Here is a 23,623-nt window from a genome sequence, read left to right as displayed (position 1 = left end):
ATTACTACTTCAGTATTTTAAATAAAGAAATCCTTTCAAAAAATTGAAAGGATTTCCTTTTGATACAATATGAAGTAAACTAAGTGTGCTCTTATTTTCTTACTGAACAATAATTTTAAAATTGCTATTCAATTCATCTCCTGAAACATTCAGAATATAATTTCCTGAAACTTTTTTACCGGCAATATTTAAATTAAATATTCCGTTTCCATTAGCATTTAATTTCTCTTTAACGATTACTTTTCCTGTCATATCTAAAATTGTGGCAGTTAAACTTGATCTTTTATATTCAGGAAGTTTAATGAAAATCTGATCTTTTACAGGATTCGGATATACCGTTCCCACATTTTTACTGATACTAAATTCTGCATTTCTCAACACCGCCTGATTGTATAAAGCAGATATTTCCGTTGGAGACAATGCATAATTGTACATTTTTAGTTCGTCAAAAACACCTTTATAAGGAGCCGGAGCATTGGTCGTTGATAAAAATTCAAGTTCACCAATATTTCCGATGATCAAATCACTTGCTTCACCAATTCCTGTAACTGCGGTTTCATCACCTTCAGCACTCAAAACACCATTCGTATAAATTCTCATTTTATGCGCCGTAATATCTCTCTGAATTACAACATGCACCCAATTATTGGTAAAATAATTAGCAATGGGTGAGGTAATTTCCTTTTTCGTAACATCATCATCAATCGCATATCGCAACTGACCGCCTTTAATTTCTACATTAAAACGTTTTCCAGTGGCTCCTGTTGCTGTATTTTTGGTAAAAGAACCTTTACACAACACATAAAGACTGGTCGCCGAAGACGATGGAATCATGCTTGTCGGAGCTTTCATCCAGTAAGAAACTGTAAAAGAATTGGTATTAAATAAAATCTGATCCTGATGCGGAATACTCGCTATGTACGGCGTATTGGGTGAAGTTGCCAAATCTAAGGCATAATTTTCTTTTCCGGGAACTCTCACATTGGCATTATCATAGGCTACATTTAATGTTCCATGATTGGCATAAGACGTTAAATCTGCAATCTGCTCACCAGACAAAGGAGCTTCTGAGAATGGCCAGTTTCCAACAAGACTTGGTGTCAATGCACGGAAACTCCAAACATCTCCTGTTACAGAACCTAAAGCATTAGATGAATCAATTCTCCAATAATAATTAGTTGCCGTATTTAAATTACTTAACTGATATGATGGTGCAGCAGAATAAGGAACTGTAGCTACATTGTTTAAATTTTGTGGATTTGTTCCAAAATAAACGATATATGTAGAGGTATTTGTACTTCCTGTCCATTTTAAAAGTAAATTCCCATTAGTTAACTGTACATCATTAAAACCATTGGCAGGATTTGGATTAGCTGCTTTGGTAGGCGCTGACGGAACAGGCGGTGTAGTTATAGACGAATTTGAAGTATACACAGAAGATTCTGTGGCATTCACCGCTTTCACTCTGTAATAATATTGAGTGTTGGGCGTCAAACCCGTTTCATTATAAGTCGTTGTATTCGCAGGCAATGTTGCAATGACTGTAAACGCTGTACCATTGGGAGAACGTTCCAGTATATAATTCGTTTCATTAGTCGCATTATCACTCCAGTTAACCGTTAATGAGCTTGAAGCCGGAGTTCCCGTTGTCACTGGATTTGTGAAATTTAAATTGGATGGCGGAATAATAAAATCCGGAGCCGCTGTATTGGGTAAACCATTAATATATACCTCAATATTCAGATACGGAGCATGCGCTGTACTTACAGCCAAAGCATCAAAAACATTTGGATTCAGTCCGTTTGCAGTTTCCCACGCATCGGGCATTCCGTCATTATCGGTGTCTAAAGGAGCCGGAGCGCCATAAACGTGCCCTGCTCCACCATTGGTAAAACCAAACTGAGTGGTTAGATCACTTTGTACATAAACATAAGTTGCGGTTGTTCCTTTTGACATTAGATCTGAGATCATCAACTGATCCACCTGGTCACGTCTCGGATAAGATGCTCCTACTTTTGAAACAATATTATCATACGCTCCTTGTGCAGTCAAGGTCGGGTTTTTCATCGGATAATCATACGAAGTTGTTTGAATCGCATTGATATCTCCAACAGGATATCCCGTTAAATTCTGAGGAACTAAAGTTCCGTCCAAAACTCCGTTTTTATTGTTGTCAAAATAGTTTCCGGAACCATATAAATTAAAGTTGGCATTTCCTACGCTGAAAGGTGTAGAAACTGTACTGCTTGTATTGGGACCTCCGATAAAATAATTATTGATGATATTGGCATACGAAGCGCCTGCAGAATCTCCACCCATAATGTAAGCTTCTCCAGATTGGGTATGTCCATAAGTATTTCCGTAATTCCCCCAATTATACACCACATTATTTACAAATTCATTGATGCCTTTTATTTTATTGTTACGGGTTTTATTACAGATATATAAATTTCCAATTAAGCTGATTTTTCCACCTGGAGGAGGTTGCATTAAACCACCCGCAGAATGATTATGACGATGCAATCCCTGTCCGATAATAGAATTTTGGATCGTTATATTATCCGGACTTGTTCCGTTATTATCCCAGTTAACAGAAAAAACCTCATCTGTACCCCAGGTAAAAGTCATGTGATCTAAAATAATATTTGCTCCATTCGCAATTCCTGATGCATCCTGATTTTGAGAAGTTCCTCCATAACGGACACGGAAATATCGTGCAATGGTATTATTGGCTCCCGAAAATGACACTCTCGGTCCTAAAAATAAAATTCCTTCTCCCGGCGCAGTTTGTCCTGCAATTGTGGTATTGGCTGCTACAGCAACCACCGATTGTAAATTAACAATACCTCCCACTTTAAAAATTACAAACCTTCCTGGCTGACTCACCGCATCACGAAAAGAACCTGCGCCGCTGTCATTTAAATTGGTTACCAAATAAATTTGAGGATTTGCTGCTCCTCTAGCTCCTGTAGTAAATCGACCAAATCCGGTAGCTTCCGGAAATGCCAATGTCTGGGCTTTCAAATCAGCAGTGGATAATGTGATTCCACAAAGCAGTAAAGATGTAAAAGTCTGCTTAATGAGTAAAGATTTATTTTTCATAAATATTAATTTTTTGGATAAACCAATCTACCCACAAACCCAAATATGAGCATCCTGCACAATCCTGCTGCTTATTATAAATCAATGAATTAAGTCAAAACTTCATTAAATAAGTTTATTTATAGATTGAAATTGGAGAGCGATTATCTGTTAATAGAACAACAAAAGCTCCACATGAGCAACAAGGACACAATCGGAAAATTCTATCCAGAAAAAGAAATAATTCTTTGGAGTAATAAAAGCATCATACAATTTAAACAACTATGTAAAGAATAGTGAAAAATTAGCGAAATATTTAAATTATTCGTAATTTTTCATAACAAAAATTATTTAAAACGAACAATTAAAAACAAACGCTTATGAATAAAAAATTACTCTTTAGCTATCTTTTAATTACTGCATTTTTCCTCTATTCGTGTGGAAAAGAATACACGACGAAAAGTGATATTTCAGTTAAAACAGTGTCAATTATTACATTTATTTTCGGAGGAATTGCAATGTTGATTGTCTTTACCTCCAGAAAAAGGTAATTTTAAATGTGAACTAAAAAAATCCCTCTCATCGCTGAAAGGGATTTATTATATTTAAAAAAATTAATAATCTGGAAATCATTAGAGAAAAAGTGAGGAGTTTTGGATTTTAAAAGCCAGAGAAAATTTCTATTGATTACACAGCTAATAAAATTAAAGGAAATACCGTAAGTAATACTTTTGAAGCAAATGTATATGAAAAATATAATGGTATCGAACAATAATAATTAGCCAATCTACAGGATATGGTGGCAATTCTGTGTTTATTTACAAATTGGGAAATCGTTTTAGAATAGAAATTAAGGATTCTTCTGATAACACAAGAGCTAAGTACGATAATACTTCATAAAGATTAATCTTAGGGTAATATTCTGATGTTGTTATTCTGATTAGTAATTACCAAAAAAACCTGCACGAGACAGGTTTTTTTCAGACATTGATAAAAAGCAAATTATTCTTTAATAAATTTTTTGCTTACATTTTCTCTACCTCCAGTTAAATTAAGAAAATAGGTTCCTTTTTTAAGGTTATCGGTATTTATTTTTGTTGTCAGTCCTTCTAATTTCTGAGTTTGAATGGTTCTCCCTACCATATCAGTAATTGTGACCTCCATAGACGGTGTAAAATAATCAAGTTTTAAAGTAACATTGTCTTTTGCCGGATTAGGGAAAACATTAACTGTTGTAACATCTTTTGCAATTTCATTAGTGGCCAAATTATCCGGAGCAAGTTTCACGATCCAAACATCCTCTCCTCCATGATTTCCTGTCACATCGCCATTGTTTGAATTTGAACTTCCTGCAATAATGTAACCTCCATCCGTGGTTTGAATAACAGAGTTGCCATGATCAACACCTGACCCACCCAGACTTTTATTCCATTGAATACTTCCTGTGGAATTTAATTTTACGGCCCAACAATCATAAGAAAAAGGACCTTCTCCGACACCGCCTGAAGAAGGATGATGTCCTGTTACCTGTCCGTCATTAGAAGCAGAACTTCCCACAACTAAATATCCTCCATCGGTTGTTTGAATAATAGAAGACCCCAAATCAGCTGAACTTCCTCCTAAAGCTTTTTGCCATTGAAGATCTCCTGTTGAATTTACTTTTACGATCCAATAATCATCATTTCCATGATTTCCTGATACATCGCCATCATTAGAGTTCGTCGAACCAGCTAAAATAAAACCTCCGTCTGAAGTTTTCACCATAGATATTGGTAATTCTTGATATAATCCTCCGAACGATTTTTTCCAATAAATAACGCCTCCGTCAGTGTTTAGTTTTAAAATCCAATAATCCTTTCCACCATGATTTCCTGTTACATCACCATTGTTGTTTTCTGCATATCCGGAAACTACATATCCGCCATCATTAGTTTGAACGATAGAAGTTGCTCTGTCGTCTCCTGTTCCTCCTAAATTTTTTTCCCATTGAATATTTCCATCCGAATTTACTTTTACAATCCAGTAATCTACATAGCCATTATTTCCCGATACATCACCATTGTTTGAAGAAGAAGTTCCGGCAAATATATACCCGCCATCTGTCGTTGGGATTATTTCACTGATAACCTCATAATCTGTTCCGCCCAAAGTTTTTTTCCAAAAAATAACTCCGGCATCAGAATTTATTTTTAAAATCCAGCCATCTGAATTTCCATGATTTCCCGTTACATCACCATTATTAGAATTAGTAATTCCAGCAACCACATATCCTGCATCAGTAGTTTGAAGAATAGAAGTTGCATAATCACTTGCTGTTCCTCCGAAAGATTTTTGCCACAGGAGATTTCCTGTTGGGTTTAATTTCGTTAGCCAGTAATCATAATTTCCGTGATTTCCTGTTACATCTCCATTATTTGAATTAGAACTCCCGGCAATCATAAAACCTCCATCATCAGTTTGAATAATGGAACTTGCGTATTCATCACCTGTTCCTCCTAAAGATTTTTGCCATTCTATGGCTGGAGCTTGTGCATAACTTAGTCCTGAAAAAAGAATACCTACACATACAGGTATTGTTTTTTTGTAATTGAATTTCATCGTTTTTTGTTTGTAAAATTTAAAGATACCAAGATAATATTTTATTGTTAACGTTAGCTTAATTAATAATTTTCAAAAAAAATCAATAAAAAGATTATTAAACAACTGAAAAACAATCCGTTAAATACAATAGTTTTATTACTTATTTTTATAAAACCCTGGATTTTTATTCATTAATTGATGATTTTTTTGAAAATTATCGCACGATTTGAGTAATAGCTTCAATCGGCTCACAAGTAGAAACTAAGTTTCTTTCTAAGCACTTTTATCCAGAAGTATTGAATTAAATCAGCATTTCCCCAAAAAAAGAATTATTTTTGGAGAATGTCTTTTGGAGTTGCTTATATTTTAAATATTATCTAAAATATAAGCAACTCTGTAACATTTCAAGAATCCGAGTGTCCTTTTATTATAAATTAAAACCATGAAAAACATCAAAGCAACATTTGCCTTCTTTTTATTTACATTACTATCAATATCTACATACGCTCAAGATTGTAATTGCACAAAAAATTTTGAATGGGTGAAAAAAACTTTTGAAGAAAATGATGCAGGATTTCAATATGCAATAAAACAAAAAGGTGATCAGGCATATAGTGATCTCAATAAAAGAATTTCAGAAAAAGTAAAATCAGCTAAAACATTTGGTGATTGCAGTCCGATTTTGTACGAATGGTTGACTTTTTTCCGTTCAGGCCACGTTTCGATAAGACCCATCTCAAAACAACAATCTTCCCAATCGGTTGCTAACAATAAGTCTGATAATCAATTTGCAAATTGGGAAACCTTACCAGTAGATACACAAGATTTCAAGAAGTATTTAGATAAAAAGAAAACATCAGACTATGAAGGCATTTGGGATACCGAGCCCTATACGATTGGGATTAAAAAGAAGGGCGATCAATATATAGGATTTATTATAGAATCTGGTGCTGAAACATGGACAAAAGGACAGGTAAAACTAAAATTAGACTTCTCAAATGGTAAAACAAGCTCCGTTTATTATATGCGTGATCATTCTGCCGTAGAATCTAAAGAAATAGCAATAACCGGGAAAAATAATTTACAAATTGGAGATTTCAGCCTTTCAAGGATTTATCCTAAAATTGAGGATGAGCCCAAATATGCGAAATATTTCAAATCATTAAATACCAATGAACCCTATATTGAAAAATTAAATGAAACAACATTGTATTTCAGAATTCCTTCTTTTCAGGCTTCTAAGAAACAAAAAATTGACAGTGTTATTCTAGCTAATAAAAATAAAATACTCTCCACAGAAAACCTCATCATCGACATTAGAAACGGGACAGGAGGAAGTGATGGAAGTTACAACAATATCCTTCCCTTGATTTATACGAATCCTATCAGAACTGTTGGTGTCGAATATTTATCTACAAAATTAAACAATCAGAGAATGCTCGATTTCATCAACAAACCTGAATACGGATTTAATGAAGAAAATAAAAAATGGGCAAAAAATTCATTTGATAAATTAGAAAAAGAGCAGGGAAAGTTTGTCAATCTTAATGAAAATGTGGTGACTATTACCAAATACGACACCATTCATCAATATCCTAAAAATGTAGGAATTATCATTAATCAAAAAAACGGCAGTACCGATGAGCAGTTTTTACTCGCTGCAAAACAAAGCAGAAAAGTAAAATTATTCGGAACAACAACTTTTGGAGTTCTAGATGTATCCAATATGTATTATGTTCCGTCGCCTTGTAATGAATTTGAATTAGGATATTCCCTTTCCAGAAGTATGCGTATTCCAGATTTCACGATAGACGGAAAAGGATTGCAGCCCGACTTTTATTTAGATAGAAGTATTCCGTTATACGAATGGACCGAGTATGTCAATAAAACTTTAAACGGTCAATAAAAATGATTTTATAAAAACAAAAATCCCTCTCATCACTGAAAGGGATTTTTTTATATCTAAAAAACTTTTAATTACATATAAGCTTCAATCGGCTCACAAGTACAAACTAAATTTCTGTCTCCGTAAGCTTCATCAACTCTAGAAACGGAAGCAAAGAATTTGTGATCTCTTACCCACTCTAGCGGATACGCTGCTTTCTCTCTGCTGTATGGTTTATCCCAAGAATCAGAAATAACCAATTGCTCAGTGTGAGGAGCATTTTTCAATACGTTGTTTGCCTGATCAGCTTCACCGTTAGCAATCTCATCGATTTCATGTTTGATAGCAATTAATGCTTCAGCAAAACGGTCAATTTCAGACTTGCTTTCAGATTCTGTAGGCTCGATCATTAATGTTCCTGCAACCGGGAAAGAAACCGTAGGTGCGTGGAAACCGTAATCCATCAATCTCTTTGCAACATCAGCCACTTCAATTCCTAAAGATTTGAACTGACGGAAATCTACGATACATTCGTGCGCTACTCTACCTTCAGTATTTGAATATAAAATAGGGAAATGTTCTGCTAAGATTTCTTTTAAATAGTTTGCATTTAAGATTGCGTGTTCCGTTGCTTTTTTCAAACCTGAAGTTCCCAACATTTTGATATAAGCATAAGAAATATTTAAGATTAAACCTGAACCGTAAGGTGCAGCAGAAATCCCTGCAATTGCTTCATTAGAACCAACATTAATGTTTGCATTCGTTGGTAAGAAAGGAACCAAATGTTTAGCCACACAGATTGGACCAACTCCAGGACCTCCACCTCCGTGAGGAATAGCGAAAGTTTTGTGAAGATTAAGGTGACAAACGTCTGCTCCGATATTTCCAGGACTTGTATATCCAACCTGTGCATTCATATTGGCACCATCCATATAAACCTGTCCGCCGTGATCGTGAACCAGTTGAGTAATTTCTTTAATGTTGGCATCAAAGAATCCGTAAGTTGACGGATATGTAATCATCACACAAGATAAATTCTCAGAATGCTGCTCTGTTTTGGCTTTGAAATCTTCGAAATCAATTTCTCCGCTTTCAAGGTTTTTAACAACAACAATCTTCATTCCTGCCATTGCTGCGGAAGCTGGGTTTGTTCCGTGTGCAGACTGAGGAATCAATACCACATTTCTGTGACCTTCACCTCTTGAGATGTGATATTCTCTGATCACCATCAATCCTGCATATTCTCCCTGAGCTCCAGAGTTTGGCTGAAGAGAAGTTCCTGCAAAACCTGTGATTTCAGAAAGATCTTTCTCTAATTCTTTAATCATTTCCTGATAACCTCCTGCCTGATTTACCGGTACAAACGGGTGAATACTTCCCCAATCTGCCCACGAAAGTGGCAACATCTGAGTTGCAGCATTCAGTTTCATTGTACAAGATCCAAGAGAAATCATTGAATGAGTTAATGATAGATCTTTTCTTTCAAGACGTTTGATGTAACGCATCAATTCGGTCTCTGTATGATATTTGTTGAATACTGATTCTGTTAAAATCTCATCTTTTCTAAGATTTTCTTCAGGAATACTGTATCCTTCTTTTATTTCTAATTTAAAAGTCTGCTTATCTTTAAACTGAGCAAAAGAAGCCATCAAAACATTCAGTTTCTCCAGCGTAGTACTTTCGTTGATTGCAATACTTACAACACCTTCTGTAAAATAGTTAAGGTTTAAATTATGATCAAGCATCAATCTGTTTAATCTCGCTTTCTCATCTTCAGCCATCACGATTTTCACGGTGTCGAAGATTGGCTCTTCTGCAGTCTGATAACCTAAAGCTTTCAATCCTCCTTTTAATGCATTAGCTTTAAAGTGAATCTGATCAGCGATATAGTTTAATCCTTTAGGACCGTGATATACAGCGTACATTCCAGCCATTACAGCTAAAAGAACCTGAGCTGTACAGATATTTGAAGTTGCTCTTTCTCTTTTAATATGCTGCTCTCTCGTTTGCAAAGCCATTCTCAATGCACGTTTTCCGTACATATCCTGAGAAACCCCAATAATTCTTCCTGGGATATCTCTTTTGTAATCTTCTCTACAAGAGAAAAATGCTGCGTGAGGACCACCATAACCTAATGGAATACCAAATCTCTGTGAAGTACCAACCGCACAATCAGCGCCCATTGATGCAGGAGATTTCAACTTAACCAAAGCCATAGGATCACAAGCAACAACAACCTGTAGATCTAATTTTTTGTACTCTACAATATCTTCTGTATAATCTAAAACGATTCCGTTTTTACCAGGATATTGTAATAAAACTCCGTAATAAGATTCGTCAAACTGATGAGTTTTGTGATCACCTACTACAATTTCGATTGCTAAACCTTCAGCTTTTGTTCTTAAAACAGAAACGGTTTGAGGTAAAACTAAATCAGAAATAAAGAACTTGTTAGCTCCTGCTTTCTTCTGATCTTTCGTTCTGTTGTTGAAGAACATGTGCATTGCTTCTGCTGCAGCCGTAGACTCATCCAACAAAGATGCATTTGCCAAAGCAAAACCTGTCAAATCGCACACCACAGTTTGATAATTAAGCAAAGCTTCTAATCTTCCCTGAGCGATCTCTGCCTGATAAGGCGTGTACGCTGTATACCAGCTCGGGTTTTCAAAGATATTTCTCTGAATTGCCGATGGCAACAAGGTATTGTGGTATCCAAACCCGATATAACTTGTATAATCCGTGTTCTTAGATGCCAATTCTTTCGAATGATTTAGCATTTGGTACTCTGAAAGTGCTTCCGAGATGTTCAGATCATTTTCTAAACGGATCGATGCTGGAATGGTTTGAGAAATTAACTCTTCGATACTTGAAACGCCAACTTTTTCCAACATTGCCTGTTTATCGGCTTCGTTTACGGAGATGTGACGGCTCACAAACTGTTCTGTATTCATTTTTTATATTAGATTTTGTTTGTAAAAAAAGATTCGTAAAATTACGATTTTTTAGCCGATTGCGCAACTCATGTTAAGCTGATATTAAATCTTCTGACAACTCATTTTGGTGAGTAGTTTTAATGCGAAAATTCAAAATTAATTCGTTCTAAAGTTACTCAAACTACTTGCTAGTCAGCAAATACAGATTTATCAAAATATATTAATTATATTTATTCTAAATTAATATATTTGCAACATGAATATCATCACTCCTTTTAAAGTACCGCCATTATCTCCGGCATTTTCTTTCAAGAATGAAGAAATGTTCTGTGGCGACAAAAAATCTTGCTGCAAAAAGTTTAAGAAAGGAAAAAGGTGCAAAAAATGCCCGGGAAGAAAAAAACTAGCGTAGTCAGCCAATTAGTTTAGGTAGTTTATTTATACAAACTGCTGATTAAAAAGTACAATGCTAAAGCTAAAAATAGAATCGCCAGAATAATTCTGAAAATTTTTGGCTGTCCTTTAGGATTGGTTACAGTTCTTGGTTGTGACTTAAAAAGCTCTTCTGCTCTGTCTCTGAATTTCTCACCATCAGATTCAAAAACTTCGGTTATTGTAATTCCCTGAACAACGGTTTTATGCAAAAGCGAATTGGTTGCATGCAACAACAATTGAAATTTTCCGTTTTTAAATTCTGTAATTTTAAAAATTCTTTCTCCATACGCTTTCTCCAATCCAAACGGTAGAACTTTTACTACATCAGCATTCTGAGTTTGCCAGGTAATGATAATCTCCTCCCCTTTTTTTGCATGAATTTTATTAGCCGTAAAAGTTTTAATAGAAGGTGGAACGGTATATCTGAAAGTTTTCTGCAGACTTTCTAAATTCTGGTCATATGTAATTCTTCGTCCTTTATCACTTAACGTTTCGTAAGCCTCCTGAATTTCTTTGAACCGGTCTGCAAAAAAATCATCGTCTTGATTTTTGTCGGGATGATATTTTAATGAAAGTTTCCTGTAGGATTTTTTGATGTCTTCATCCGAAGCATCGTGAGGAATACCGAGAAAATAATAGTAATCTTTCATGAAAGTGAATACAAAAATAAGGAAATATTTTTCTACAGCTTTTAATTTTTTAAGATTTTTGTCATTGCGAGCAAAGCGAAGCAATCTCTTTTTTTCAACGCTATGGTTAATATTTTTTTTAAATTATTGAAAATATTTTTCGTCCACTAAAGCGTTTCACGCAGCAAAGATGAATCTTTTAATTTTTTGAAGTTTATTCTCCGTCGAGTTTGTCATTCCGAAGGGATCTAAGCTATTCTATAGATTTGTTGCCGAGATTCCTGCGGAATGACAAACTTTGTGTTGATTTAATGTAAAAATAATTTGTGTATTCGTGGCAAAAACTCATTCATAGCAAAAAAATTCAGGCGCGGGAAGCTTTGCTTCCCGCGCCTGAATAAGACAATTTAATTTTAGTTATTTCAAACTTACGCTTCGCAAGTGTTATCTTTTCTGCAACATCTTGACGCAAATTCTTTTTTGAACTTTCCTTTCAGTTCCTGATATTGCTCCTCATCCATTTCTCTGATTTTATCTGCCAATCCGAATGGAGATTTTTCTTTGATTCCGTATTCGTTAAAAATACCTCTTACAAATCTTTTTCTTTCGATTACTTTTTTAGCAACTATTGCAACTCCGGCAACGGCAAGTGCTCCTAACACTCCTTTTAATACTGAATTTTTCATTTTCTTAAATTTTAAATTTTACTACTTCTTGTTTTTTATAGAGACGAATTCGTTCTTATTTTTACTTTACTACTTCTAAAAATTTTTAAACTATTCGTTATTTCTGTTGAAGAATCCGGTTGAACATTTCTGTCTCCAGACTTCTTTGAATTTTTCTTTTTCCTCATCAGACATTCCTTCCATTTTATGTCTCAGATGTTTTTCTTTCATATCTCTCATTCCCTGTCCGAATTTCCCATGAAAGCCTCCAAAAAGAATTTTACTTAAAATTAAAATTCCCATTGCCTGCCAATAATTAATGGTTTTCACACCGATAATTTCGGGAAGAATACAATTCCACAATGACATTACAATCAATGCAACGACAAGGAAAATCAATGGCGGACATAAAATTAAAAGTATCCAGCTTTTTTTATATTTATTGTTCATTTTATTTATTTCTAATTATTTAAATCTTCGTACAATTGTTTCAATCTGTTTCTCAAATGCTTTACCGCATAATTTTTCCGGCTGATAATGGTCTTTATATTTTCACCCTGTTCATCGGCGATTTGCTGTAAAGTTTTATCGTTCAGTTCATTTTCCATGTAGACGAGCTTCTGTTTTTCCGGAAGTTCTTCCAACGCTTCAAACAGTTTTTTCCAGATTTCATCCTGAAACATTTTTACTTCCGGTCCTGCGCTGTCATCCAAAAGAAGAATATCTTTTATAGAAAACGTTCCGTCTTCATCTTCGTAGACAAAATCTTCAAGATTTTCAGTTTTCTTTTTACGGTATTTATCGGTAATTTTATTGGCAGTAACACGGTACAACCATCCGCCAACATTTACAATTTCAGAAAGATTGGTCAAACTGCTGAACTGGTACCAAACTTCCTGCAGAATATCTTCGGCATCTTCGGTATTTTTCACTTTCGGACGAATAAAAGACATCAATTTTCCACCGTAACTTGTTACGGTCTGCGAAATAATGTTTTCCTTTTCCTTCTGTGGCATTGGTAATTTTTCGACAATCTCCATATTGCTAGGACGACTGTGCTGTTTGTTTTACTTTAATAAATTTAAAATATTTTTTTGGATTTTCAATTTTTCGTTTGTTAATCGTGTTTTTGCCGCAATATTTTTTTCAGAAGCTTATCCGGCTATCCACTATTACTCCTCGCTCCTTCACTTTTTCCATCGCTTGCTGTGGGGTAACCGTTTCTATCCGGGCTAAAAACCACCCCGTCTCAATTTTCTTTGAAAATTAATCCACCCCTCCAAAGGAGGGGAATTCTGTACGTCTAAACATTGAGGAATATATATTTTTGTCTCACTCTTCCAAATAAAAAAAACGGAAAGCAAAATACTTTCCGTTCTTTTTTTATCAACTTGGATGCAATTTATTTATTGAAATTCTCAGCAAAGAAACCTAACATCGATTTATAAAACTCAATTCTGTTGGGCTCTTTTCCAAAACCGTGTCCTTCGTCATATTTTACCATGTAAGGAACTTCAAATCCTTTGCTTCTTAAAGCTTTAACGATTTGGTCAGATTCATTGATGTTTACTCTTGGGTCATTCGCTCCCTGAACCACAAATAATGGCTTTTTAATCTTATCAATCTGAAAAACCGGCGAAACTTCTTTTGCTATTTTTGCTTCTTCAGGATTATCCAAATCATACCAGATCTGCTTTACCATTTCTTTATACGGCTTCCAGTATTCCGGGAAAGAATCGAAGAACGTGAAAATATTGGAAACTCCTACATAATCAACTCCGCAAGAATACAAATCAGGAGTTTTAATCAATCCCATCAATGTAGCGTAACCACCATGACTTCCGCCGTAGATTGCTACTTTGTTTTTATCAATCCAGCCTTGCTCAATCGCATATTTTACACCGTCTTCTACATCATCCATCGCTTTACGGCCGATTTGTTTGTATCCGGATGTTTGAAACTCTTTTCCGTAACCACCAGAAATTCTGAAATTAACCTGCAAAGTAGCATATCCTCTGCTAGCAAACAACTGTGTTTCAGGATTGAAACCCCAATCATCTCTTATTCCTTGCGGTCCACCATGAGGATTGACAATCAAAGGAACTTTTTCACCGTTCAAAGCTGCTTTCGGGAGTGTAATATATCCGTGAATGGTAAGTCCGTCTCTGCTTTTAAACTGAATTGGGCGCATTTCTGCCATATCTTCCTCTTTTAACTGAGGCATCAAATCAAAAAGAAGCTTGGTCGTTTTGGTTTTTGTATCGTATTCATAATACTTTCCATACAGTTTATCACTGTCAACAACGACCAATAATTTTTCGTTTTTATCGTCTGAAGAAGCAATTCCAAACTGTTTATCACCAAATTCGGAAGTCAGCTTATCATGAATTTCTTTGTAGAATTTACTTACAGGAATCGTTTCATTTTTAATTCCGTTATAGCTGATGTAATCTAGCTCATAATTTCTGCTTTTCCCAGCTTGTGCTATTGAAGAAACATCAAAAGTAGGATTAGAATAGACTTCTTTAATGATCGCATTTTTCTTCAAATCATACAATACAATTCTCGATTTATCACTCCCAAGATTGGTTACCAGATAAACCTCATCTTTGTTTTTAGAATTATCATTAAAACTAATTACGCTAAAAGTATCTTTCCAATCGGTCGCTTTAACAAGATTAAATTTACCCGTCTGCAAATCTTTATAAAACAGTTTGGTCGTCAAACCATTTTCAAGAATGGTGTAGCCTCTCAGATTGCCCTGTCTGTCGAAAAGATAATCATCAATCGGACTTTTTACATCTTTATTTTCATACAACTGTGTAATTTCGCCTGTATTAAAATTGATCTTATACGGTTCAAAGATCTGTTTATTGTTCTTGTTCATGCTCACAATAACAAACTCTGTATCTTTAATCAATCTTACAGAATTTAACGTAATTCCCTCAAAAGGAGTCAAGTCTTTTAAGTTTTTTCCGTCAATATCAGCGGCGTACAAATGGATATTTTCGTTTCCACCCTTATCTTGTGTGTAAAACAAACGCTTTTTATCGAGCCAGCCGTAGCTTCTTATCAAATCATCTTTTTCTACCAACGCCTTTGTAATTTTTCCCGATCTTAAATCTTTTACATAGACATGATTTTTGCTGTCCTTATCTTTTTCTTTGTAAGATAAATAAAGCCCGTCTGGAGAAATTTTAAATTGTGAAGCTTTCGGTCTTGCAAAATAATCTTCCACTTTGTATTTAAAGTTTCCTTTGTCGTAGGAAATAAGCTTTTCTATTGTAGCTTTTGATGAAACCAATGTCGGGTCGCCCGGTAATTTGTTTTCAGTAGTTTGTGCATTTATCATGAGGCTTGTGATTACCACTTGTGTAATACCTAAAATTTTGGAATTTAAATTCATATTTCATGGATTTGGTTAAACGATATAATATAAGACGCTTCACCTACACAAAACGTTACATTATTTATCGCTAATTTGTGAAATTAATTGTGTACTTTTTAGTATATGAGATTTTTTAACCGCAAAAGAATCAAAAGATTTCGTACGGAAATAAGTTATTCAAAAGCCAGCAAAACTGATAATAAACTAAAATTCATATTTTGTAAACTTTTGAATTACTCTTTCCTAAATCATTTCTTTTGATTCTTTTGTGGTAAAATAAGGTTTAAAGTTTTTTTATTTTAAATTATTCCGTGATAAAAATTGATAATAGCTTTTCTAAAAACAATGTGTTTTGGAGGTTAATTATGTTTTAGTCTAAATTTGTCGCTTCGTTTTAAAACAAAGCTTAGAAATGGGAACCATGAAGAAACTGGAAATCAAAAAAAACATCCAAAAACTTGAAGATAAAAATCTTTCATTCCGTATTTTTGATTTGAATGAGGAAAATTTAAACCAATATTTTAAACCTCACAAAAAAGACCATTTCTTTATTGTTGTTATAGAAAATGGAAAACTTCAGGTTCATATTGAAGATAAGATCCATTCTCTAAAGGCAGGAAAAATTTCTGTGCTATTTCCTGAGCAGGTTCATTTTATTTCAGATATAAGTGAAGATTTAAAAGGTAAAATCATTCTGTTCGAAGAAATATTATTCTGTTCAGATATTTTGAAAAACGAGTTGAGTACTTATAATGTCAACCTTTCGACCCAACTTAACTGTACTATTTTATCTCAAGAAGATTTTGAACAAAGTTTAAATGCGATAAAAATTATCAAAGGAATTTATGAAAATCCGAGTTTGATAAAAAAAGAACAAGCGAGATTTCAAATTAAAATTTTCCTTTTAGGTTTAATTGAATCCGTTCACGGTTTGCATCCTATTTTAAACAATGATTCAGCCGACAAACCAATTTACGTTCGATTTAAAAAATTATTGAACGAGCATTATAAACAGTACAGAACCGTTCAGTATTACGCCGAAGAGTTGGCAATTACTACAAAAAAATTAAATTCGATCACAAAAAAACATTGTGGGGAAACGGCAATTCAGGCCATTCACAACCGAATTTTAATGGAAATAAAACGTCAACTGATGTTTTCTGATCTTTCTCATAAAGAAATTGCTTTCGATCTTGGTTTTAATTCTCCTTCCGCACTCAACAAGTTTGTAAAAGCAAAACTCAAGGAAACTCCGACCGAACTTCAACAAGAACTGGCGCAAATGTATAACGCATAGTCTTGTTTGTATAACATCACTCGTTTTGGCTTGTCTAATTTTGCTCTATTAAAATTAAAAAAGAAAAATGAGCAAATTATTTATTGCAGGAGAAGTTTTCCACGGAGCAGGAAGTCTTTCTGAATTGGCAAATATTAAAGGTAAAAAAGCAGTGATCGTAACCGGAGGAAGCTCAATGAGAAAAAGCGGAACGCTGGATAAAGCAGTTGCCTATCTTACTGAAGCAGGAATTGAAACTAAGATCTTTGAAGGTGTAGAAGAAGATCCGTCATCTGCAACTTGTCTGAAAGGTGCTGAAGTTATCAATGCTTTTCAACCAGACTGGATCATCGGTTTAGGAGGTTGCTCAGCAATTGATGCAGCAAAGATCATGTGGGTGTTTTATGAATATCCTGATGTAGAATTTGATGCCTTGATCAAACCTTTTACAGTACCAGTTCTTAGAAACAAAGCAAAATTTATCGCTATTCCTTCTACAAGCGGAACAGGTACTGAAACGACTGGACTTGCCGTAATTACCGACAGAGAAAAAGGAGTAAAATATCCTGTAGTTTCTTATGAATTGACTCCTGATGTTGCGATCATTGACGGTGAGATCTGCGCTTCAATGCCGGCTCACGTCACTTCAAATACTGGTCTTGATGCATTGACCCATTGTGTAGAGGCTTATGTTTCAAATATCGATAACAATATTGCTGATGCACTTTCAAAAGGTGGTTTAGAGATCGTTTTTGATAATTTAAAAGAAGCTGTAGAAAACCCTAACAATATTGTAGCTCGTCAAAATATGCATGATGCATCATTTATGGCAGGTTTGGCGTTCAATAATGCTTGGTTAGGAATTGTACACTCTTTGTCTCACCAAGTTGGCGCATTGTACGGAATTCCTCATGGTGCTTCTAATGCGATCTTCCTTCCGAATGTGATTCGTTATAACTCAGCTGCTACAAGTCGTTTTCCAGATCTAGCACGAGTAATTGGTAAAGAAACTACTGAAGAGTTGGCGCAAGCAATTGAAACTTTACGTTCTGAAGTTAACAACCAATCAGGAATTAAAGAATTCGGAATTTCAAGAGAAGATTGGGATAAAAACTTAGATTACATCGCCAACAATGCTTTGGTAGATCCTTGTACAGGTTTCAACCCAAGAGTTCCTACTTTGGATGAATTGAAAGCGATCTACAATGCTTGTTATGAAGGTGTAGTGTATGCTGAAGAAGTTGTTGCAGGGTAATTTAGTTTTTTTGTAATCAAACCTCACAGGTTTTGAAAACCTGTGAGGTTTATTTGTAAAATATCATTACTAGCCCGGATAGAAACGACATCCTTTTTTGTTGCAACCGAAGCAAAGCGCAGGTTGTAGCAAAAAAGATACAGTGGATAGCCGGAAAAAGCTACAAATTTTAAAGATAAATATAAAAGCAGGAAACCATTTTGGCTTCCTGCTTTTTGTTTTATTGATAAATTACTACATCATCTTTTTTAATTTGATATCCTTTTTTCTTGTACGGAACTAAAACATAGCTTTCTTTGATGTAACTTCCGCTTTTCCAGATCTTGCCATTTCCTTCTCTTTCAAGAATAATACTTTTTGCACTTTGATGTGGAATAAAAATCTCGGCTTTCTTCATATTTTTACTGAAAATAACTGCCGTCATTGATGTGGAACTTCCTTCTGGATTTACCTCTTTCAGTTTTATTTTCTGATTAAAAACTTTTACGCAATTATTTCTGAGTTGAGAATAAGTATAACCTGCAGAAGGCATACAACCGTGAACGTCTCTGTCGCCTCCTACAATCGGGGCTTTTTGAGCAAAAACTAATGAACCAAGGAACATTGCACTGAATAAAATTGTTTTTTTCATATTTAATAATTTGTACTTCTAAGATATAAAAAAAGCCGCTCTTTTTGAGCGGCTTATACAAATTATTTCGTCCAGTTGATTTTTGAATGTTTCACCTCTTCAGAATTTGTACCAATCATGATATCGAATTCTCCGGCTTCCCAGTCATATTTTAAATCTCCGTTGTAGAATTTCAGACTTTCTGGAGTGATGTCGAAAGTAATCTTTTTAGATTCTCCTTTTTTCAACATTACTTTTTGGAATCCTTTTAATTCTTTTACTGGTCTTGTAATCGTTCCCACCATATCTCTGATGTATAACTGCACCACTTCTGCTCCATCATAGTTTCCTGAATTTGTCACAGTAACCGAAGCTTGGATTGATTGATTTCCTTTTGGATTAGCGTTAGAAACCGTTATATCGGAATAATTGAATTTAGAATAGCTCAATCCATAACCAAACGGGTACAGAGGTGTATTACACTCATCCATATAATTAGAACGGAATCTTTGGTATTCACATTTATCAGTTAATTCCTGACTTAATGGTCGACCTGTATTTTTAGCATTATAATAAATCGGAACCTGACCAAGACTTCTCGGGAACGTCATCGGCAATTTTCCAGAAGGGTTTACCTTACCGAAAAGTACATCAGCAATTGCATTTCCAGCTTCTGAACCTGCGAACCACGCATTCAAAATAGCATCAGGAGCATCTTTCACATTGGTTAACGCCAAAGGACGACCTGTGAAAAGTACCATTGCGATTGGTTTCCCTGTTTTTTTCAATTCATTCAACAAATCAACCTGAGACTGAGGAATTGTAATTTCAGTTCTTGAAGAAGATTCTCCGCTCATTTCTGCAGATTCCCCGATTGCTAAAACAATAACGTCAGCTTTGTTGGCAATATCAACCGCTTCTTTTAATAATGCTTCTTTTGAACGGTTGTCTCTGTCGGTTTTCTTACCGTGAGCTGCATAAATTTCTTCTAATTTAGCATCGTAATCAATGTTGGCGCCTTTTGCAGAAAGAAATTTAACATCTTTTCCGTAATTAGCCTGAAGACCCTGCATTAAGTTAACAGAAACAGCATGCTTTGTAGCCACACTCCAAGTTCCAGCCATATTCATTGAGTTGTTGACCAATGGACCGATTACTGCAACAGTTCCTGATTTTTTCAAAGGTAGAACCTGGTTTTCATTTTTCATTAAAACCATCGACTGAGCTGCTGCACTTCTTGCGATATTACGGTTTTCTAAACTGTAAACTTCTTTTGCAGCTAGTTTTGCATCACCATGTTTGTAAGGATTGTCGAATAAACCTAAATCATATTTAGATTCTAAAACTCTTCTTGCAGCCATATCAATTTCAGCCTGCGTTACTTTTCCTTCAGCTAAAGATTTTTTTAATGTTGTTAAAAAACCTTCACCTACCATATCCATGTCAACTCCGGCTTTTAAAGCTAAGGCAGAAACCTGTTGAAGATCTCCCATTCCGTGGTCTACCATTTCGTTGATTCCGGTATAATCGGTCACTACAAAACCTTTGAATTTCCACTGATTTCTTAAAACCTCAGTTTGTAACCATCTGCTTCCTGTTGCGGGAACTCCGTCAACTTCATTAAAAGAAGCCATTACAGAAGCTACTCCAGCATCAACAGCTGCTTTGTAAGGTGGAAAATATTCGTTGAACATTCTTACGTGGCTCATATCAACCGTGTTGTAATCTCTACCTGCTTCACCAGCTCCGTATAACGCAAAATGTTTTACACAAGCCAAAATATTGGTTCCGTTTGCCAAATCTTTTCCTTGGTAACCGTACACCATATTTTTAGAAATTTCACTTCCTAAATACGGGTCTTCACCAGAACCTTCAGAAACTCTTCCCCATCTTGGTTCACGGGAAATATCAACCATTGGCGAGAACGTCCAGTTGATTCCGTCTGCTGCTGCTTCTTTTGCTGCAACTCTTGCTGATTGCTGTACCAAATTCATATCCCATGAAGCCGCTAAACCTAATGGAATCGGGAAAGTAGTTTCGTAACCGTGAATGACGTCCATCCCGAAAATTAGTGGAATTTTCAGACGGCTATTTTCAACGGCAACTTTTTGTACCGCTTTAATTTTTTCAGCACCTTTTATATTGAACAATCCACCGACTAATCCTTGCTCAACTTTCTTTCCGATGTCTGAACTTTTAGCCAAACCAGTTGTAAAATCACCTGAACTCGGTAAATTAAGCTGTCCGATTTTTTCATCTAAGGTCATTTTAGCTAAAAGAGCATCAACAAAAGCCTTTTTCTTTGATTGATATTGTACGGTCTGATAAGACTGAACCGGCTTTGTAACCATTTCCTGCGCCGAAAACATAGGAGCTAATGCTAAAGTCGCAATTACAATTAAATTTTTACTCATACTACTTCATTTTTTTAAGGAATTCGTGAATCTTCGATTTCATATATCTTATTTCTTAAATTATATTTTTTATCAATGATTCTATTTAAAGCAAAGAAAAACTAAATAGTTAATTTTTCAAAGATTTTTATTATTTAATTCAATTATTTTTCTTTTCTCTTAGACAACATCCATTCATACAATGCTGGATTTGAATAAGTAGAATCCCATGAATTATGGTTATCATTTGGGAAGATCGTCAATTCTGCAGATGGATTAACCGGATGAAGTTGTTGGTAAAAGTTGAATGCATTTTCCGGCAACACGACATCATCCATTCCGCCATGATAGATCTTCATGTTTAAATTTTTGTACTGATGAATATTCGCATACATCACACGATCAGTCGGTGCACAAACAGAAACTACGGAAGCAAACATTTCGGGATGCTCCATTGCGAGTTTCAGTGTTCCCCAACCTCCCATAGAAAGCCCTGTAAGGTAAATTCTGGAAGCATCAATTTTATATTTACTCTGAATTTCTTTAATTAAATTATAAACGCTTACCGTATCCCACCACGTATTTTCAGGACATTGAGGCGCTAAAATTGCCACAGGTTCTTTAATCAGATTTTTGTAAGTAAAAGGACTGTGCGCTTTTACCAATTCCAGATTATTACCTCTTTCTCCTGAACCATGAAGAAATACAATCAAAGGAACATTTCCTTTTGCTTTTTGAGGATAATCTAAAATATATGAGATTTTTTCTACTCTTTTAACTTCTTTATTCAGTTCTGCTTTGATTTCCTGAGCATGTAAGCTTAAAGAAAATGGCAAAAGCAAAAGGGGTAAATATTTTAGTTTTAAATTCATATTTCTTTAGGTTTTGGCTATAGCCGTTTGATTTTATTTTTGGTTAAACGGGCTAAAGCCCATTTCTATTGATAAATATTCTATTCTTACTGCATCTTTTAGCCCCGATAGGAGCGACACCCTTTTGTTTTGCGACCGGAGCGAAGCGGAGGTCGTAACAAACACAAAAGATAAAGCGGATAGCGGGAAATAGCTCCTAAAAACTATTTAATATTGTATTTTTCTGATTTAAAATCTAATTTTTTTAATCCTTTTTGAATTTCAGGAGCATTCATGAATAATTTCCACAAAAATCCTGTTCTGTAATTTTCAATCATCGGAGCGATAGTTCCCTGATCGATGGCTAAATACCTTGGCGTCGTCCAATTGTTATAATGAATTGAAGTAGCATCGTAAGGTCCTGCAGAACCGATGAATTCAGGTTTTTGAGTATAAATAAATCTCAAAAAGTCCATAGATTCTTTCGGTGAGTAAGGGAAACTGCTCAAAGCCGCTGTTGGAGTGATTACTCCATGATCGTTTTGCGGGAAGTGGGCATCGTAACCAACACTTCCGTCTTTGTTTCTTGAATAACCAGCCGTTAATCCCCAATAATTTGGTCCGTAACCTTTCCATTGTTTTGGATTTTCGACACAGTATTTGTAATCAATAAGTACCTGATTTTTATTTAAATCGAAATAGTTTTTAATTAATTTATCTGATAAATTGGTAGGATCTAAACCGATGTAAGAATATTGTGCCCAAAATAATGGCCCACCATATTCTTCGGCTCCGTTGTGCTTTACATACATCGGAAGACCGTATTTTTCTTTGTCTGAAAGGTAAGTTCCGTTTCTCGTCCAACCTTTCTCATATGTTTCGGCATCAATAGAATATGTTGGCGATGAGGCTGCTAAAATGTAGGTAATTAAACACTCATTATATCCTTCTAAAGGAAAATTCATTTCCCACTGATATTCTGGTGACCAATGCCAATACAGTACTTTTTCACCGCCTTTGGTGTACCAGTTCCACTGAATACCTTTCCAAAGCTCATCACATTTTTTGGCAAGCGCTTTTTCTTCAGCGTTTCCGTTTTTGAAATATTCTCTCACCTGAATAATTCCTGTGGTAAGAAATGCGGTTTCTACTAAATCTCCACCATTATCTTTTTTTCCGAAAGGAACGGTTTTTCCTGTTTCTCCGTTAATCCAGTGTGACCAAGCTCCTTTATGACGATCTGCTTTTGCAAGAAAGTCCATTGCGGTTGTCAACCTTTTCACCGCATCTTTTCTTGAAATAAAACCTCTCTCAACACCCACTAAAATAGTTGCTAAACCAAAACCTGAACCTCCAGTAGTAATAACATGTTTGTCGTTATCCGGATAGATATTGTCTTCGTGATAACGTTCTCTGCCCAACATAGAATTGGGTTCCGCATAATCCCAGAAATATTTCAAGGCATCTTTTTGAACTTTATTCATCAATTGCTCATCTGTAATATTAGATTTTACAACTGATTTTTGAGTAGATTCTTGTTTTGAAACTTGAGAGTTTTTGCAAGAGACAATAAGTAATGATGTCGCTGCGATTGAGAGTATTATCCTTTTCATTATATCATTTTTTAGACTTAGATACTAAA

16 protein-coding genes are annotated in these 23,623 nt (G+C 35.1%); 4 read left to right on the top strand and 12 right to left on the bottom strand.

The annotated features are described in order from the left end of the window. Positions 1-99: 99 nt before the first annotated feature. Positions 100-3,102 carry a LamG-like jellyroll fold domain-containing protein gene (locus B5X64_RS13440; protein WP_079465738.1) on the bottom strand — a complete coding sequence of 1,001 codons (3,003 nt, stop codon included), beginning with the start codon at positions 3,100-3,102 and terminating at the stop codon, positions 100-102. Between the two features lie 359 nt (positions 3,103-3,461). On the opposite strand from B5X64_RS13440, the gene B5X64_RS22820 reads away from it, so the two are divergent. Next, positions 3,462-3,632: a hypothetical protein gene (locus B5X64_RS22820; RefSeq protein WP_164463404.1), complete on the top strand. Its 171-nt coding sequence runs from the start codon at positions 3,462-3,464 to the stop codon at positions 3,630-3,632. Between the two features lie 451 nt (positions 3,633-4,083). Here B5X64_RS22820 and B5X64_RS13435 read toward each other — a convergent pair whose 3' ends face one another. Beyond that, a complete protein-coding gene (locus tag B5X64_RS13435) occupies positions 4,084-5,679 on the bottom strand; it encodes a T9SS type A sorting domain-containing protein (protein WP_079465737.1) in 1,596 nt (531 codons plus the stop codon). A 424-nt stretch (positions 5,680-6,103) separates the two neighbouring features. Here B5X64_RS13435 and B5X64_RS13430 point away from each other — a divergent pair, with 424 nt between their 5' ends. Next, positions 6,104-7,567: a S41 family peptidase gene (locus tag B5X64_RS13430; protein WP_079465736.1), complete on the top strand. Its 1,464-nt coding sequence runs from the start codon at positions 6,104-6,106 to the stop codon at positions 7,565-7,567. Between the two features lie 71 nt (positions 7,568-7,638). On the opposite strand, the gene gcvP is transcribed toward B5X64_RS13430, so the two are convergent. From gcvP to B5X64_RS13400, 6 genes are all read right to left on the bottom strand, one after another. Continuing rightward, complete coding sequence (gcvP, locus tag B5X64_RS13425) at positions 7,639-10,497, bottom strand: aminomethyl-transferring glycine dehydrogenase (protein WP_079465735.1); 2,859 nt, start codon at positions 10,495-10,497, stop codon at positions 7,639-7,641. Between the two features lie 416 nt (positions 10,498-10,913). Next, the gene (locus B5X64_RS13420; RefSeq protein ID WP_079465798.1) at positions 10,914-11,564 is read right to left on the bottom strand and encodes a DnaJ domain-containing protein; all 651 of its coding nucleotides are present in this window, start codon (positions 11,562-11,564) and stop codon (positions 10,914-10,916) included. A gap of 407 nt (positions 11,565-11,971) precedes the next feature. After that, on the bottom strand, positions 11,972-12,229 hold the full coding sequence (locus B5X64_RS13415; RefSeq protein WP_079465734.1) for a hypothetical protein: 258 nt from the start codon (positions 12,227-12,229) through the stop codon (positions 11,972-11,974). Between the two features lie 90 nt (positions 12,230-12,319). Further along, the gene (locus B5X64_RS13410) at positions 12,320-12,658 is read right to left on the bottom strand and encodes a hypothetical protein (protein WP_079465733.1); all 339 of its coding nucleotides are present in this window, start codon (positions 12,656-12,658) and stop codon (positions 12,320-12,322) included. Positions 12,659-12,669: 11 nt separating this feature from the next. Then, positions 12,670-13,224 carry an RNA polymerase sigma factor gene (locus B5X64_RS13405; RefSeq protein WP_228418915.1) on the bottom strand — a complete coding sequence of 185 codons (555 nt, stop codon included), beginning with the start codon at positions 13,222-13,224 and terminating at the stop codon, positions 12,670-12,672. A 386-nt stretch (positions 13,225-13,610) separates the two neighbouring features. Further along, positions 13,611-15,614 carry a S9 family peptidase gene (locus B5X64_RS13400; RefSeq protein WP_074229308.1) on the bottom strand — a complete coding sequence of 668 codons (2,004 nt, stop codon included), beginning with the start codon at positions 15,612-15,614 and terminating at the stop codon, positions 13,611-13,613. 403 nt (positions 15,615-16,017) lie between these two features. Here B5X64_RS13400 and B5X64_RS13395 point away from each other — a divergent pair, with 403 nt between their 5' ends. Both B5X64_RS13395 and B5X64_RS13390 read left to right on the top strand, forming a co-directional pair. Then, entirely contained in the window at positions 16,018-16,893 is an 876-nt protein-coding gene (locus tag B5X64_RS13395; protein ID WP_079465797.1) for an AraC family transcriptional regulator, read from the top strand. 67 nt (positions 16,894-16,960) lie between these two features. Further along, entirely contained in the window at positions 16,961-18,127 is a 1,167-nt protein-coding gene (locus tag B5X64_RS13390) for an iron-containing alcohol dehydrogenase (RefSeq protein ID WP_079465732.1), read from the top strand. A 220-nt stretch (positions 18,128-18,347) separates the two neighbouring features. Here B5X64_RS13390 and B5X64_RS13385 read toward each other — a convergent pair whose 3' ends face one another. From B5X64_RS13385 to B5X64_RS13370, 4 genes are all read right to left on the bottom strand, one after another. After that, the gene (locus tag B5X64_RS13385; RefSeq protein WP_079465731.1) at positions 18,348-18,758 is read right to left on the bottom strand and encodes a hypothetical protein; all 411 of its coding nucleotides are present in this window, start codon (positions 18,756-18,758) and stop codon (positions 18,348-18,350) included. 62 nt (positions 18,759-18,820) lie between these two features. Beyond that, entirely contained in the window at positions 18,821-21,151 is a 2,331-nt protein-coding gene (bglX, locus tag B5X64_RS13380; RefSeq protein WP_079465730.1) for a beta-glucosidase BglX, read from the bottom strand. A gap of 143 nt (positions 21,152-21,294) precedes the next feature. Then, positions 21,295-22,002: a carboxylesterase family protein gene (locus B5X64_RS13375; protein ID WP_079465729.1), complete on the bottom strand. Its 708-nt coding sequence runs from the start codon at positions 22,000-22,002 to the stop codon at positions 21,295-21,297. Positions 22,003-22,205: 203 nt separating this feature from the next. Continuing rightward, positions 22,206-23,594 (bottom strand): glucoamylase family protein, encoded by a 1,389-nt coding sequence (locus tag B5X64_RS13370; RefSeq protein WP_079465728.1) that lies wholly within the window; start codon positions 23,592-23,594, stop codon positions 22,206-22,208. Between the last annotated feature and the right edge of the window lie 29 nt (positions 23,595-23,623).

It is taken from the genome of Chryseobacterium balustinum, assembly GCF_900168205.1.
GTDB classification, from domain to species: Bacteria; Bacteroidota; Bacteroidia; order Flavobacteriales; family Weeksellaceae; genus Chryseobacterium; species Chryseobacterium balustinum.
This window is presented reverse-complemented; position numbering and strand designations above follow the sequence as displayed.

Coding starts and splice junctions, on each gene's coding strand:
- B5X64_RS13440 (WP_079465738.1), bottom strand. CDS start 3,102: ATGAAAAATAAATCTTTACTCATTAAGCAGACTTTTACATCTTTACTG.
- B5X64_RS22820 (WP_164463404.1), top strand. CDS start 3,462: ATGAATAAAAAATTACTCTTTAGCTATCTTTTAATTACTGCATTTTTC.
- B5X64_RS13435 (WP_079465737.1), bottom strand. CDS start 5,679: ATGAAATTCAATTACAAAAAAACAATACCTGTATGTGTAGGTATTCTT.
- B5X64_RS13430 (WP_079465736.1), top strand. CDS start 6,104: ATGAAAAACATCAAAGCAACATTTGCCTTCTTTTTATTTACATTACTA.
- gcvP (WP_079465735.1), bottom strand. CDS start 10,497: ATGAATACAGAACAGTTTGTGAGCCGTCACATCTCCGTAAACGAAGCC.
- B5X64_RS13420 (WP_079465798.1), bottom strand. CDS start 11,564: ATGAAAGATTACTATTATTTTCTCGGTATTCCTCACGATGCTTCGGAT.
- B5X64_RS13415 (WP_079465734.1), bottom strand. CDS start 12,229: ATGAAAAATTCAGTATTAAAAGGAGTGTTAGGAGCACTTGCCGTTGCC.
- B5X64_RS13410 (WP_079465733.1), bottom strand. CDS start 12,658: ATGAACAATAAATATAAAAAAAGCTGGATACTTTTAATTTTATGTCCG.
- B5X64_RS13405 (WP_228418915.1), bottom strand. CDS start 13,224: ATGCCACAGAAGGAAAAGGAAAACATTATTTCGCAGACCGTAACAAGT.
- B5X64_RS13400 (WP_074229308.1), bottom strand. CDS start 15,614: ATGAATTTAAATTCCAAAATTTTAGGTATTACACAAGTGGTAATCACA.
- B5X64_RS13395 (WP_079465797.1), top strand. CDS start 16,018: ATGAAGAAACTGGAAATCAAAAAAAACATCCAAAAACTTGAAGATAAA.
- B5X64_RS13390 (WP_079465732.1), top strand. CDS start 16,961: ATGAGCAAATTATTTATTGCAGGAGAAGTTTTCCACGGAGCAGGAAGT.
- B5X64_RS13385 (WP_079465731.1), bottom strand. CDS start 18,758: ATGAAAAAAACAATTTTATTCAGTGCAATGTTCCTTGGTTCATTAGTT.
- bglX (WP_079465730.1), bottom strand. CDS start 21,151: ATGAGTAAAAATTTAATTGTAATTGCGACTTTAGCATTAGCTCCTATG.
- B5X64_RS13375 (WP_079465729.1), bottom strand. CDS start 22,002: ATGAATTTAAAACTAAAATATTTACCCCTTTTGCTTTTGCCATTTTCT.
- B5X64_RS13370 (WP_079465728.1), bottom strand. CDS start 23,594: ATGAAAAGGATAATACTCTCAATCGCAGCGACATCATTACTTATTGTC.